The 11,965-nt window shown below is 67.7% G+C and carries 12 protein-coding genes; 8 read left to right on the forward strand and 4 right to left on the reverse strand.

Going from position 1 to position 11,965, the window contains the following annotated elements; all coding sequences use genetic code 11:
* Positions 1–38: 38 nt before the first annotated feature.
* The gene (locus ABIC25_RS08360; protein ID WP_354560922.1) at positions 39–1,157 is read left to right on the forward strand and encodes a DUF5685 family protein; all 1,119 of its coding nucleotides are present in this window, start codon (positions 39–41) and stop codon (positions 1,155–1,157) included.
* A 36-nt stretch (positions 1,158–1,193) separates the two neighbouring features.
* Here the strand turns inward: ABIC25_RS08360 and fadD8 are convergent, their stop codons facing one another.
* The gene (fadD8, locus tag ABIC25_RS08365; RefSeq protein ID WP_033205101.1) at positions 1,194–2,840 is read right to left on the reverse strand and encodes a fatty-acid--CoA ligase FadD8; all 1,647 of its coding nucleotides are present in this window, start codon (positions 2,838–2,840) and stop codon (positions 1,194–1,196) included.
* A 169-nt stretch (positions 2,841–3,009) separates the two neighbouring features.
* Here fadD8 and ABIC25_RS08370 point away from each other — a divergent pair, with 169 nt between their 5' ends.
* Positions 3,010–3,666 (forward strand): GNAT family N-acetyltransferase, encoded by a 657-nt coding sequence (locus ABIC25_RS08370; RefSeq protein WP_004020843.1) that lies wholly within the window; start codon positions 3,010–3,012, stop codon positions 3,664–3,666.
* Between the two features lie 76 nt (positions 3,667–3,742).
* Here the strand turns inward: ABIC25_RS08370 and ABIC25_RS08375 are convergent, their stop codons facing one another.
* From ABIC25_RS08375 to ABIC25_RS08385, 3 genes are read right to left on the reverse strand one after another with little or no spacing between them, the layout of a single operon-like run.
* Positions 3,743–4,123, reverse strand: coding sequence for a DUF8021 domain-containing protein (locus ABIC25_RS08375; RefSeq protein ID WP_004020842.1), 381 nt, complete (start codon positions 4,121–4,123; stop codon positions 3,743–3,745).
* Complete coding sequence (locus ABIC25_RS08380; RefSeq protein ID WP_435529066.1) at positions 4,120–5,004, reverse strand: SDR family oxidoreductase; 885 nt, start codon at positions 5,002–5,004, stop codon at positions 4,120–4,122. Before ABIC25_RS08380 ends, ABIC25_RS08375 begins: the two co-directional genes overlap by 4 nt.
* Positions 5,005–5,062: 58 nt before the next feature.
* Positions 5,063–5,851 carry an SDR family oxidoreductase gene (locus ABIC25_RS08385; protein ID WP_354560925.1) on the reverse strand — a complete coding sequence of 263 codons (789 nt, stop codon included), beginning with the start codon at positions 5,849–5,851 and terminating at the stop codon, positions 5,063–5,065.
* 90 nt (positions 5,852–5,941) lie between these two features.
* On the opposite strand from ABIC25_RS08385, the gene echA20 reads away from it, so the two are divergent.
* From echA20 to ABIC25_RS08415, 6 genes are all read left to right on the forward strand, one after another.
* Positions 5,942–6,727, forward strand: coding sequence for a (7aS)-7a-methyl-1,5-dioxo-2,3,5,6,7,7a-hexahydro-1H-indene-carboxyl-CoA hydrolase (gene echA20, locus ABIC25_RS08390; RefSeq protein WP_101819834.1), 786 nt, complete (start codon positions 5,942–5,944; stop codon positions 6,725–6,727).
* Complete coding sequence (locus ABIC25_RS08395; RefSeq protein WP_354560927.1) at positions 6,727–7,656, forward strand: CoA transferase subunit A; 930 nt, start codon at positions 6,727–6,729, stop codon at positions 7,654–7,656. Before echA20 ends, ABIC25_RS08395 begins: the two co-directional genes overlap by 1 nt.
* Positions 7,653–8,423, forward strand: a complete 771-nt coding sequence (locus ABIC25_RS08400) for a CoA-transferase subunit beta (protein WP_064569760.1) — start codon at positions 7,653–7,655, stop codon at positions 8,421–8,423. Before ABIC25_RS08395 ends, ABIC25_RS08400 begins: the two co-directional genes overlap by 4 nt.
* Positions 8,420–9,532: an NAD(P)H-dependent flavin oxidoreductase gene (locus ABIC25_RS08405; protein ID WP_354560929.1), complete on the forward strand. Its 1,113-nt coding sequence runs from the start codon at positions 8,420–8,422 to the stop codon at positions 9,530–9,532. The genes ABIC25_RS08400 and ABIC25_RS08405 overlap by 4 nt, the downstream gene beginning before the upstream one ends.
* Before the next feature lie 133 nt (positions 9,533–9,665).
* Entirely contained in the window at positions 9,666–10,466 is an 801-nt protein-coding gene (locus ABIC25_RS08410; RefSeq protein ID WP_354560931.1) for an ABC transporter ATP-binding protein, read from the forward strand.
* Positions 10,467–10,630: 164 nt separating this feature from the next.
* Positions 10,631–11,875 (forward strand): HNH endonuclease, encoded by a 1,245-nt coding sequence (locus tag ABIC25_RS08415; RefSeq protein ID WP_354560932.1) that lies wholly within the window; start codon positions 10,631–10,633, stop codon positions 11,873–11,875.
* Positions 11,876–11,965: the final 90 nt, after the last annotated feature.

Below are 11,965 nucleotides of genomic sequence, written 5' to 3' on the forward strand. Positions count from 1 at the left end.
CCGTGGCGACGCTCCCGGCCCTGTGGTCTGATTCTCAGATGTTCGGAGTCCTCACTCCTTGTCGGCACGCACTCGACCACGATCTGATGGACCAGTGGCGCTCACACCTGTGCGGTGTCTGTATCTCGCTGCGCGACAACCACGGCCAGTCGAGCAGGCTGACGGTCAACACCGACGCGGTGATGGTCTCGATCCTCACCGCCGCGCAATCGGCGTCGGAGTGCGCCTCCACAACTGCCGGCCGGTGCCCCCTTCGCGGAATGCGCACGGCGACAGTCGTGTCCGGCGACGAACCGGGCGTCCGCCTGGCCACCACCGCGTCGCTCACCCTGGCCGCAGCGAAGGCTGCCGACGTCGGCAACGAGCAACACCACGCGCTCGCGCCCCGCCGGCCGGTCCGCGCGAAACTCGCCGGATACGCCGGGAACCATCTGCGCCGGCACGCAGCGGCCGACACCGCGGTCGCCGACCGGCTCGACATCGATTCCATGATGACGACGCTGTCGCGGCAGGCGGAGATCGAGTCGACGAGCGTGGTGCTCGACGACCTCATCGAACCATCGGCGGTCGCTGCGGCACAGGTCTTCGCCACCTCGGCGGTGCTCGCCGACGCCCCCGACAATCGGGAGCCGCTGCTCGACATCGGCGCGGACTTCGGCCGCATCGCGCACCTGCTCGACGCGGTAGACGACTACGACTCCGATGACGCCGAGGGGCGGTTCAACCCACTCCGCGCGACCGGCACGTCACCCGAGACCGCCCTCGACCGGTGCCGGCGACTGGCGGCCGCGATCCGGGCGCGCTATGCGGATCTCTCCCTCGCCGACGACCGCTTGCTGCGCGTGGTTCTGCTCGACGGCCTGCGCCACGCCATCCACAAGCGAATGCACCCTCATTCTGCCGCCATGTCGGTGACCGCCGACTCGCGCACACAGTGGCCACCGCACCGGCCCTTCGGTTATCCGACCGAGTGGCCGTACCCGCCGCCGTTCAGGCCGAATCGTTCCTTCGCCGAACGGATTCTGCCCTTCATCGGTGTTTCTTGTTTCGGCAAGGCCTGCTGCACCGACCATTGGAATCACTTCACCGACAAGTACAAGGATGCGGCCTGCGACGACTGTGACTGCTGCGATTGTTGCGACTGCTGCGATCTCTGACCTGCGATCTGGGTCCGTCCCCCAGGGAACGAAGACCTACCCGACTCCGCGGTCGGAGGTGGCCCAGTACTGGGACCGCAGCGCCTTCTTGTCGGGTTTGCCGAGTGCGGTCAACGGCAGTGCGTCGGCGAAGATCACCTGCTTGGGCGACTGCACCGCGCCCTTGCGGTCTTTGACGGACTGCTGGATCTCGGTCGTGATGCGGCCTTTCGCCGCATCGTCGGTGTCGGCATCACTGCGGAGCACGACGATCGCGGTGACCGCCTCCCCCCACTTCTCGTCCGGGACACCGATGACGCCGACCTGCCCGACGGCCGGGTGCTCGGCGACGACATCCTCGACCTCGCGCGGGAACACGTTGAACCCGCCGGTGACGATCATGTCCTTGGTGCGGTCGACGATGAACCAGAAGCCGTCCTCGTCCTCGCGAGCGACGTCACCGGTGCGCAGCCAGCCGTCACGGAAGGTATCCGCGGTCTGCTCCGGGAGACCGAGGTAGCCACCCGCGAGAAGCGGTCCGGCGACACAGATCTCGCCGGGCTCACCCTGCGGGACGGGCTTGTCGTCGGGGCCGAGGAGGGCGGTGCGCAGGAAGGCCGACGGTCGTCCGCAGCTGCTCAGCCGACGCTGGTCCTCGCCGGGACCCGGATGATCGCCCTTGGCCAGATAGCTGATGACCATCGGGGCCTCGGACTGGCCGTAGTACTGCGCGAAGATCGGCCCGAAACGCTCGATGGCCTCGGCGAGACGTACCGGATTGATCGGCGACGCACCGTAATACACGGTCTCCAGCGACGACAGGTCGCGCGTCTTCGAGTCCGGGTGGTCCATCAGCGCGTACAGCATCGACGGCACCAGCATCGTCGCGGTGATCTTCTGCTCCTCGATCGTGCGCAGCACCTCCGCCGGGTCGAACTTGGACAGCACCACCATCGATCCGCCCTTCATGAGGGTCGGCACGAAGAACGCCGCACCCGCATGCGACAGCGGGGTGCAGAGCAGGAACCGCGGGTGTTCCGGCCACTCCCATTCCGCGAGCTGGATCTGCGTCATCGTCGACATGGCCCGGGCGGTGCCGATGACACCCTTGGGTTTGCCCGTCGTCCCACCCGTGTAGGTGATCGAGACAACGTGGTCGGGCGAGAGATGTGCCGCCGCAAGAGGCTTGGGGTCGAAGTTCTCGGCCTCGGCGATCACGTCGCGCGCGTGGGCGGCCAGTTGCTCGGGTACCGGCCCGAGTGTCAGCACCTGCTTGAGGCCGGGCACTCGTTCGAGCAGCGCCGCCGCCCGTTCGACGAACATGGGGACCGGATCGATGATCAGGGTCGACACACCGGCGTCGGACAGCACGTAGGCGTGGTCGTCGAGCGACCCCAGCGGATGCAGCGCGGTACGACGCCATCCCTGGGTCTGCCCGGCGCCGATCACGAACAGCACCTCCGGACGATTCAGCGCGAGCAGGCCGACCGCGGTTCCGGTGCCGGCCCCCAATCCCTCGAAGGCCTGGATGTACCGGCTGATCGACGCGGCCATCTCGCCGCCGGTCATCTCGGTGTCCCCGAGGGACAGCACGGTGCGGTCGGCGTGCCGCCGCAACGCCGCGACCATCAGGTCGCCCATGTGCGTGCCCCCGCGCAGGTGATCGAAGTCGGCCGGTGGTGTCGTCGTACCCTCGTTCGTCATGAGCACCAGACTAGGACGTGTTACAGCCAGAGGGAAGAATCTCCACCAAAACAGACCATCCAGCCAATAGAACCTGTTCTACATTTGCGCCTCGAGGGCGAGGTCCGGCATCCGATGCGCGCACCGGATGTCCACCACATGGTGACCGACGGTGACCTAGGATCGAGGCATGACTGATCTCGACCTCGCCACCACCCGACGAGACATCGCCGACGCCCTGCTGACCGCTCTCGAACGTCGCCATGAGGTCCTCGATGCCATCGTCGACGCCGAGAATCACGACCAGGCCGTCGCCGCAATCGTCGAGCTGCTCGGGAAGTCCCGGCTCGGCGCCGAGGCCATTCTGGACATGAAGCTCGACCAGCTCACCAAGGACGACCGTCGCAAGAACCAGGCCGAGCTCGACGACCTGAACAGTTCCCTCACCTTCACGCTGGCCGAGCGGCCGGCGAGCAGCGGTGACACGCTCGACCTCCGTCCGTTCGACCCGTCCGCCGACGCGGAACTGTTCTCGGCGCGGACCAACGAGATCGGCACCGCCGGAGACGGTTCCGGTGCTCCCGCCGGAGATGTCGCGGCCGAGATCAGCGCCGCCACCGACCGGGTCGACGCCGAGGAAGCCGTCTGGCTGGTGGCCGTCGAGGGCGAATCGAAGGTGGGCTTCGTATTCGGCGAGCTGAAGGACGGCGAGATCGACCTGCGCATCTGGATCCATCCCCAGTTCCGCAAGTCGGGGTACGGCACCGCCGCGCTGCGCAAGTCGCGTTCGGAGATGGCCGCCTACTTCCCGGGCGTGCCGATGGTCGTCCGCGCGCCGGGCGCCTGACTCACATCCATACCAGCCGAACACCCACCGCCACGCGGGGCGGTGGGTGTTCGTTGCGTGCGAAAGTGCCCGGCGGTCAGGCGCGTTGGGGCCGCGGGAGTCCGAAGTGGGCGACGATCGCACGGATCCGGTTGTCCTCGTCGATCACGAAGGTCTCCGACACCGTCGCCCCCAGTCGTAGCGCCTTGGGTCGGACGTGCACGACGTAGCGCGTGGTCACGCTGTGACCGTCGACCGTTGCGGTGAAGTCCGAGACCCGATGGATGAGGCGGAATTGCGGACCGCGGGCGAGGCTACGGGTGATGTGGCCGCCGTTGCGTCCGGTCTTGACGCCGAACTCCACCCGGGTGCAGTCCGGGTGCAGCGCGACCGCAGACGGATCGTGACTGACCAGGGCATCGACATAGGCCCTGGCCGCTGCGATCCGGTCGCCCGACGAATCGGCGGGTGACGTCATCGCGCGCCGTACACCGGCATCGGCACCGGCGCCTTCGCCAGGATCTCCTCGATCACCGGGCCGAGCTCACCAGCCTCCCAGCGAGACCCCTTGTCCCGCTCGACGCTTCGCTGCCAGCCATCGGTGACCGAGATCTTGCCGCCCTCGACCTCGAACACCCGGCCGGTCACCGAGCCCGCTGCGGGCGAACCGAGCCAGACCACGAGCGGCGACACATTTGCCGGATCCATCGAGTCGAAGGAGCCGTCGGCGGGCGCGGCCATCTGAGCGGCCATTGCCTCACCGGCGCCCATGGTCATCTGGGTGCGGGCGGCCGGAGCGATCGCGTTCACGGTGACACCATACGACCCCAGTTCGGCCGCTGCCTGGATCGTCAGGGCCGCGATGCCGGCCTTCGCCGCGACGTAGTTACCCTGGCCCACCGAACCGTACAGGCCCGCACCGGAACTCGTGTTGATGATGCGTGCCTGCGGAACGTCGCCGGCCTTGGCCTGCGCGCGCCAGTGCGCGGCCGCGTGCCGCAGTCCGACGAAGTGCCCTTTGAGGTGCACCCGGACGACCGCATCCCATTCGTCCTCCGACAACGAGACCAGCATCCGGTCGCGGACGAAACCCGCATTGTTGACCAGGATGTCGAGGCGCCCGAAGGTGGAGAGCGCGGTCTCGACCATGGCCGCTCCCGCATCCCAGTCCGCGACATCACCCACCGATGCGACGGCCTGCCCGCCCGCGGCGACGATCTCGTCGACCACCTCGCTCGCCGGATCCTCGGCGTAATCGTTGACCACGACCTTCGCGCCGTCGGCGGCGAACGCGAGGGCGTGGGCACGTCCGATGCCCTGGCCGGCACCGGTCACGATGACGACTCGACCCTCATTCATTGTGCTGGTCACACTGTTTCCTTTCCGAACTGCTCTCGGACCCGATCCGCGCCGGGTCTCAGACTGCGTTACCGGCGGTCGCGACGTCGAGGAATGCCGGTTTCTCGCCGCCCCCGTGCACGGTCAGCGTCGATCCGCTGATGTAACCGGCGAGCGGTGACAGCAGGAACGCGACCGCATTGCCCACGTCGGCGGGCGTGGCCATGCGGCCCATCGGGATGGTCGCACCCACCGCCGCGACGCCGGCGTCGTCGCCGTAGTGCAGGTGCGACTGCTCGGTGACGACCGGACCGGCGATCACCGAGTTCACCCGCACCCGCGGCGCCCACTCGACGGCCAGCGAGCTCATCAGGTTGTCGAGCCCGGCCTTCGCCGCCCCGTAGGCCGAGGTCCCGGGTGACGGCCGGTGGCCGCTCACGCTGGAGATGTTCACGATCGCACCGCCGTCGGGCTGCGTCTGCATCACGGCGTTGGCCGCGCGGGCCACGGCCAGCGGAGCGAGCAGGTTGAGATCGACGATCTTGCTGGCGAATCGGACCGACGCGTCGGCGGCCAGTGCGAACGGTGATCCGCCTGCGTTGTTCACGACGCCGTCGATACGTCCGGCGCGCCCGATGATCTCGTCCATCATCGCCTCGACCGCATCCGCGTCGCGGACGTCGCAGGACACGAAGTCGACCTCACGGAGGTCGTCGGCGAGGTTGTCGGCGTTACGGCCGCAGATCACCGGTCGAGCGCCGAGCGCGCCCAGCACGCGGGTGATCCCGGCACCCACCCCACGCGCCCCGCCGGTGACCAGCACGACCTTTCCGACCAGGCCCAGCTCGACCTGTGACTGCGTCTGCATGGGTGCTACCCTACCAAACAACCAAGCACTTGCTTGGTGCGCTTCCGCAGTCCTCCGGGCTGTCCGAATCGCCCCATGAGAGGAGCCCGCGTGCCGATCACCACGACACGTTCCGATTCCGGGATCGTGACGGTCACCGTCGACTATCCGCCGGTCAACGCGCTGCCATCGGCCGCGTGGTTCGAACTCGGCGACGCCATCACCGCCGCCGGAGCGGACCCGACCACGCATGTGGTGGTCCTGCGAGCAGAGGGGCGCGGCTTCAATGCCGGCGTCGACATCAAGGAGATGCAGGCGACCGACGGCTTCGACGCCCTGATCGGCGCCAACCGCGGATGCGCCGCCGCGTTCAGCGCGGTCTACGACTGCGCGGTCCCCGTCGTCGTCGCCGTGAACGGATTCTGCGTGGGCGGCGGCATCGGACTCGTCGGGAACGCCGACGTCATCGTGGCCTCCGACGACGCCGTCTTCGGACTGCCCGAGGTCGACCGCGGAGCCCTCGGCGCGGCAACGCATCTCGCACGACTCGTGCCCCAGCACATGATGCGGACCCTGTACTTCACCGCCAAGAACGTCACCGCCCAGCAACTCGAGCATTTCGGGTCGGTGTACCGGGTCGTGCCGCGCGAGGAGCTGCTCGACGCGGCCCTCGAGATCGCGGAGGCCATCGCCGCCAAGGACACTCGGGTGATCCGCGCAGCGAAGGAAGCGATCAACAACATCGACCCGATCGACGTCAAGGCGAGTTACCGCCTCGAGCAGGGTTACACCTTCGAGTTGAACCTGGCCGGCGTCGCCGACGAGCACCGCGACGCGTTCGTCTCGACCGGCAAGCCACTCACCGCGAATTCGGCTTCGGATGGAGGACGTGCCTGATGCCCACCGACAAGACAAGCACTTTCGACGACGTCATCGCCGAGCTGCGCGACGGGATGACCATCGGCATCGGCGGATGGGGTTCGCGCCGTAAGCCGATGGCGCTCGTGCGCGCGCTCGCCCGCTCCGACGTCAAGGACCTTACCGTGGTCACCTACGGCGGGCCCGACCTCGGGTTGTTGTGCGCCGCACGCAAGGTACGCCGCGCGTACTACGGCTTCGTCTCGCTCGACTCGGCGCCGTTCTACGACCCGTGGTTCGCCAAGGCCCGCACCAACGGCGAGATCGAGGTGCGCGAGATGGACGAGGGAATGGTGAAATGCGGGCTGGAAGCAGCCGCCGCGCGCGTGCCGTTCCTGCCCATCCGCGCCGGCCTGGGCTCCGACGTCCTCAATTTCTGGGAGGGTGAGCTGAAGACCGTCACCTCGCCCTATCCCGACGCCGACGGCCGCACCCAGACCCTGGTGGCGATGCCGGCACTGAAACTCGACGCCGCCTTCGTCCACCTGGATCTGGCCGACGCCCACGGCAACGCCGCGTACACCGGGGTCGACCCGTACTTCGACGATCTCTACTGCGCGGCCGCCGAGCGTCGCTACCTCGAAACAGATCAGATCGTCTCCACGGAGGTACTGGTCAAAACGGTTCCGCATCAGCGTCTTCTGCTCAATCGGATGAACGTCGACCGGGTTGTCCACGCACCGAACGGGGCCCATTTCACTTTGACGGGCGCCGGGAGCGGAGCGAGCGGGCCCAATGGCACAGGCGAGTACGGCCGGGACGAGAAGTTCCAGCAGTTCTATGTGGCCTCGGCCAAGGAACCCGAGACCTGGGATACGTTCTCCCGCCGGTTCCTCCAGGTCGACGAGGAGACCTACCAGCGCGAGGTCACCGCGTGGCAGGCCGAGCAGAAGGAGAACGAGCAGTGAGCACCGCCGAGACCCAGACGTCCACGGACGTCACGCGCGCCGAGTACTGCGTCATCTCCTGCGCCGAGATCTTCTCCGGGGCAGGCGAGATCATGGCATCGCCGATGGCGCCCACTCCCCTGCTCGGTGCCCGCCTGGCACGCCTCACCACCGAACCCGATCTGCTGATCACCGACGGTGAGGCGCTGATCCTGGCCGACACCCCGCCGATCGGGAAGACCGGACCCATCGAGGGGTGGATGCCGTTCCGCAAGGTCTTCGACGTCGTCGCGTCGGGGCGTCGTCATGTGGTCATGGGCGCCAACCAGATCGACCGTCACGGCAATCAGAATCTGTCGGCCTTCGGACCGCTGCAGCACCCGACACGCCAGATGTTCGGTGTGCGTGGAGCTCCCGGCAACACCATCAACCACCCGACGAGCTACTGGGTGCCGCGGCACACGGCACGCGTCTTCGGCGAGTCCGTCGACATCGTGTCGGGCGTCGGCTTCGACAAGGTCGATCCGGAGAACCCCGCCTTCGACGATCTGAACATCCACCGCGTCGTCACCAACCTCGGCGTCTTCGACTTCGGCGGTGCGGGCCACACGATGCGGGCCCTCTCGCTGCATCCGGGAGTCACGGCCGACGAGGTCGCCGAGAACACCGGCTTCGAGATCGACGGACTCGCCGATGCACCGGAAACGCGCAGGCCGACGGCAGAGGAGCTCGGCCTGATCCGGGACGTCCTCGATCCGAAGGGCATCCGCAACAAGGAAGTCCGATGAGCGAACCCACCGCCGCGCATCCGAGCCCGGCACGTGCAGCCGGATTGTCGACTGCGTTCACCGAACTCGTGGGCATCGAGTACCCGATCGTGCAGACCGGGATGGGCTGGGTGTCCGGGCCGTCGTTGACCTCGGCGACGTCGAACGCCGGCGGGCTGGGAATCCTGGCGTCGGCGACGATGACCTTCGCCGAACTCGAGACCGCGATCGCGAAGACGAAGACGCTGACCGACAAGCCGTTCGGCGTGAACATGCGCGCCGACGCGACCGACGCCCCGGAGCGGATCGACCTGCTGATCCGCGAGCGTGTGAAGGTCGCGTCCTTCGCGCTGGCACCCAAACCGGAACTCATCGCCAAGCTGAAGGACAACGGGATCGTCGTCATCCCGTCGATCGGTGCGGCCAAGCACGCCGTGAAAGTCGCTTCGTGGGGTGCCGACGCGGTGATCGTGCAGGGCGGCGAAGGTGGCGGCCACACCGGACCCGTCGCGACGACGCTGCTCTTGCCGTCGGTGCTGGATGCGTTGTCGGCGAAAGGCATCGACATGCCGGTGGTCGCCGCCGGCGGCTTCTTCGACGGCCGCGGGCTCGCCGCGGCGCTGGCCTATGGCGCCCAGGGCGTCGCGATGGGCACGCGCTTTCTGCTCACCTCCGACAGTGCCGTGCCCGACTCGGTCAAACAGGAGTACCTCGGTCGCGGACTCGGCGACACCGTCGTGTCGGTGAAGGTCGACGGCATGCCGCATCGCGTCTTGCGTACCCCGCTGGTGGAGGCGCTCGAAAGCGGAAGCCCGGTCAAGGCGCTCGTCGCCGCGGCGCGCAACGCCAACGAGTTCAAACAGATGACCGGCATGCGCTGGACGACGATGCTCAAAGACGGTCGCACGATGAAGAAGTCGGGCGAACGCACGTGGCAACAGGTCATCATGGCCGGCAACACCCCGATGCTGCTCAAGGCCGGCCTCGTCGAGGGCGACACCCGCGCCGGGGTACTCGCCTCCGGCCAGGTGGTCGGGATGATCGACGACCTGCCGAGCTGTGACGAGCTGGTCCAGTCGATCATGACCCAGGCGCACGAACGGTTGAAGACACTCGGATCGTTGGGTTAAGGCGGAGCTTGCGGAGGGCGCCACCCCCGCCCCCTGAGGAGGCCCGGAGCTTGCGGAGGACCGCCACCCCCGCCCCTGAGGAGGCCCGGAGCTTGCGGAGGGCCGTCACGAAGGGTCCGGTAGGTTCGCAAGCGTGTCTACCCCGGATGTCCTGCGCCTGGATTCGGTCGGTTTCGTGCGGCAGTCCCGCGCGATCCTCACCGACATCGACCTCACCATCCGGGCCGGCGAGCGATGGGCGCTCATCGGCCCGAACGGTGCGGGCAAATCGACGATCCTGAGCCTGTGTGGCGCCGAACAACATCCGACGTCCGGAACGGTCCATGTCCTCGGACATCAGCTGGGGCGCGTCGAGATACGACAACTGCGCGAGTCCATCGGCCACGTGAACCCGCGGCATCCGCTGCGATCACCGCTGTCCATCCGCGAGGTGGTGCTGACCGGTGCGACCGGCACGACCGAGTTGATGGACCACCGGAAACCCGCACCGGAGACACTCGCCCGCGCCGACGAGCTGATCGAGATGCTCGGCCTGAGCGCGCTCGCGTCGGCGCCGTGGACCAACCTGTCACAGGGCGAACGCGGCCGGACGCTGATCGCCCGCGCGCTGCTGTCCGACCCGCGGCTCCTGCTGCTCGACGAGCCGTCGACCGGCCTCGATGTGGCCGCGCGCGAGCGACTTCTGCAGACCGTCGACCGGTTGCACCGCACGCACCCGGACCTCGCGACCGTGCTCGTCACCCACCACCTCGAGGAACTGCCCGAGACGACCACGCATGCCGTGCTGGTGACCGGAGGTCGGATCCTCGCCGCCGGCCCCGTCGACGAGATCCTGACCACCGAGTTGGTGACCGAGTGCTTCGACTACCCCATCGAGATCGCGCACCAGGAGGGCCGGTGGTCGGCGCGCGGCGTCTCGTTCACTGCTCCCTGACTCGGCCGGCCCCCTTGTGACTGGTGGGGTTTCAGTTCACCACAGTTCACCACGGTTCACCGCTGGGACGTGAGTGACATCCACTGCAGTGCAGTAATTTTCGTCGACTCCTGGGTTGTGAAACAAATCTCGTCGTCGAACGCTTTGGCGAGTACCTTGGTGTCATGCCCTCGATCACCGAGCTCCGCGACACCCTCATCGGTCTGACTCCACCACCCGACGACGGCACCGGTCGCGCGGTGCTCGACCGACTCGACGAACTACGGGTGCTGCGAAACGTGCTCGATCACCAGATCGCTGTCCACATAGCTCTTGTGGAGGCCTCGGCTGCAGCGGCACGCGCAGGATCGACGACACGGTCGTGGCTGATCGAGATGGGCATGCCACCGGCGGTCGCCCACCGCGGGGTGCGGATCGCCGCCGGCCTGGCGTCGTTGCCAAAGGTCGCCGACTGCGCAGCCGACGGATACCTCGCCGTCGAGTGCGTCGACGCGGTCGTCCGCGGTATCGCCTCCATCGACAGGTGTTCCACATCAACGCTTTCCGACGACGACCGGCAGCTGTTCGAGACCGAGTTGCTCACCCAGGCGTTCTCCGGTGCCACACCCGCCGAAATCGACACCCTCGCCCGCGGCATCGCCATGCGTGTCGCCGAGGCCGATCCCGGCACGGTTTCGGCAGCTGATGACGCATCACTGAACACCGTGCACGCTCGGGTGACCGACGAGGGCAGAGTCGCCATCACCGGCGATGTGACGGCGGTGATCGGAGAGAAGTTCCTGACGATGATCGACGAACGATCCGGTCCGCGACCCGAACCCGACGGCACCGACGATCGACGCAGTGTCGGCGAGCGTCGGGCGGACGGTCTGGAGTTACTGCTCGATCAGGCGGCGATCGGGGCGGCGATGACCACCGCCGGAGCGCCCCGTACCCAACTACTGGTCACCATCCCTGCTGATGGGGTGGACCCGGCGCGGATGCCGTGGGTCGGCGCGGTCACGGCATCGACAGCCCGCCGGTTGTCGTGTGACGGCGCGGTCGCCGAGATCGTCCTCGACAGCGAAGGCGTGCCGTTGCGGATGGGTACCACCAAGCGGCTGTTCCCGCATCACCTGCGCCAAGCGATCATCGTGCGCGACATGTGTTGCGTGAAATGTGGTGCCCCCGCGGCACATACGCAGGTGCATCATCTGGTGCCATGGGCTGACGGCGGCCCCACCGATCTGGACAACGGCTGCCTACTCTGCCAGCGCTGTCACACCCAGGTGCATCACCACGGCTGGCAGGTGGTGATGGGTCCCGACCGGCACCCGTGGCTGATCCCGCCGGTCGACGTCGACCCCCGACGCCTGCCCCGCCCCGCCTACAACCGACGCACCATGCGACTCGACGACGCACTCGTCTAGACGGCCCGCGCACCAGACCCTCCGGCGTCGACCCCGATGCCACACGACCTTTGACAACTCCACAGTGGAAACAGGCCCGGCCGGCCGGGA

The sequence above is a fragment of the Gordonia sp. PvP123 genome (assembly GCF_040547295.1).
GTDB lineage: Bacteria > Actinomycetota > Actinomycetes > Mycobacteriales > Mycobacteriaceae > Gordonia > Gordonia terrae.

What these genes read in the sequence shown, in the direction of transcription:
- ABIC25_RS08360 (WP_354560922.1), top strand. Translation starts at nt 39, where the DNA reads ATGTTCGGAGTCCTCACTCCTTGTCGGCACGCACTCGACCACGATCTG.
- fadD8 (WP_033205101.1), bottom strand. Translation starts at nt 2,840, where the DNA reads ATGACGAACGAGGGTACGACGACACCACCGGCCGACTTCGATCACCTG.
- ABIC25_RS08370 (WP_004020843.1), top strand. Translation starts at nt 3,010, where the DNA reads ATGACTGATCTCGACCTCGCCACCACCCGACGAGACATCGCCGACGCC.
- ABIC25_RS08375 (WP_004020842.1), bottom strand. Translation starts at nt 4,123, where the DNA reads ATGACGTCACCCGCCGATTCGTCGGGCGACCGGATCGCAGCGGCCAGG.
- ABIC25_RS08380 (WP_435529066.1), bottom strand. Translation starts at nt 5,004, where the DNA reads ATGAATGAGGGTCGAGTCGTCATCGTGACCGGTGCCGGCCAGGGCATC.
- ABIC25_RS08385 (WP_354560925.1), bottom strand. Translation starts at nt 5,851, where the DNA reads ATGCAGACGCAGTCACAGGTCGAGCTGGGCCTGGTCGGAAAGGTCGTG.
- ABIC25_RS08395 (WP_354560927.1), top strand. Translation starts at nt 6,727, where the DNA reads ATGCCCACCGACAAGACAAGCACTTTCGACGACGTCATCGCCGAGCTG.
- ABIC25_RS08405 (WP_354560929.1), top strand. Translation starts at nt 8,420, where the DNA reads ATGAGCGAACCCACCGCCGCGCATCCGAGCCCGGCACGTGCAGCCGGA.
- ABIC25_RS08415 (WP_354560932.1), top strand. Translation starts at nt 10,631, where the DNA reads ATGCCCTCGATCACCGAGCTCCGCGACACCCTCATCGGTCTGACTCCA.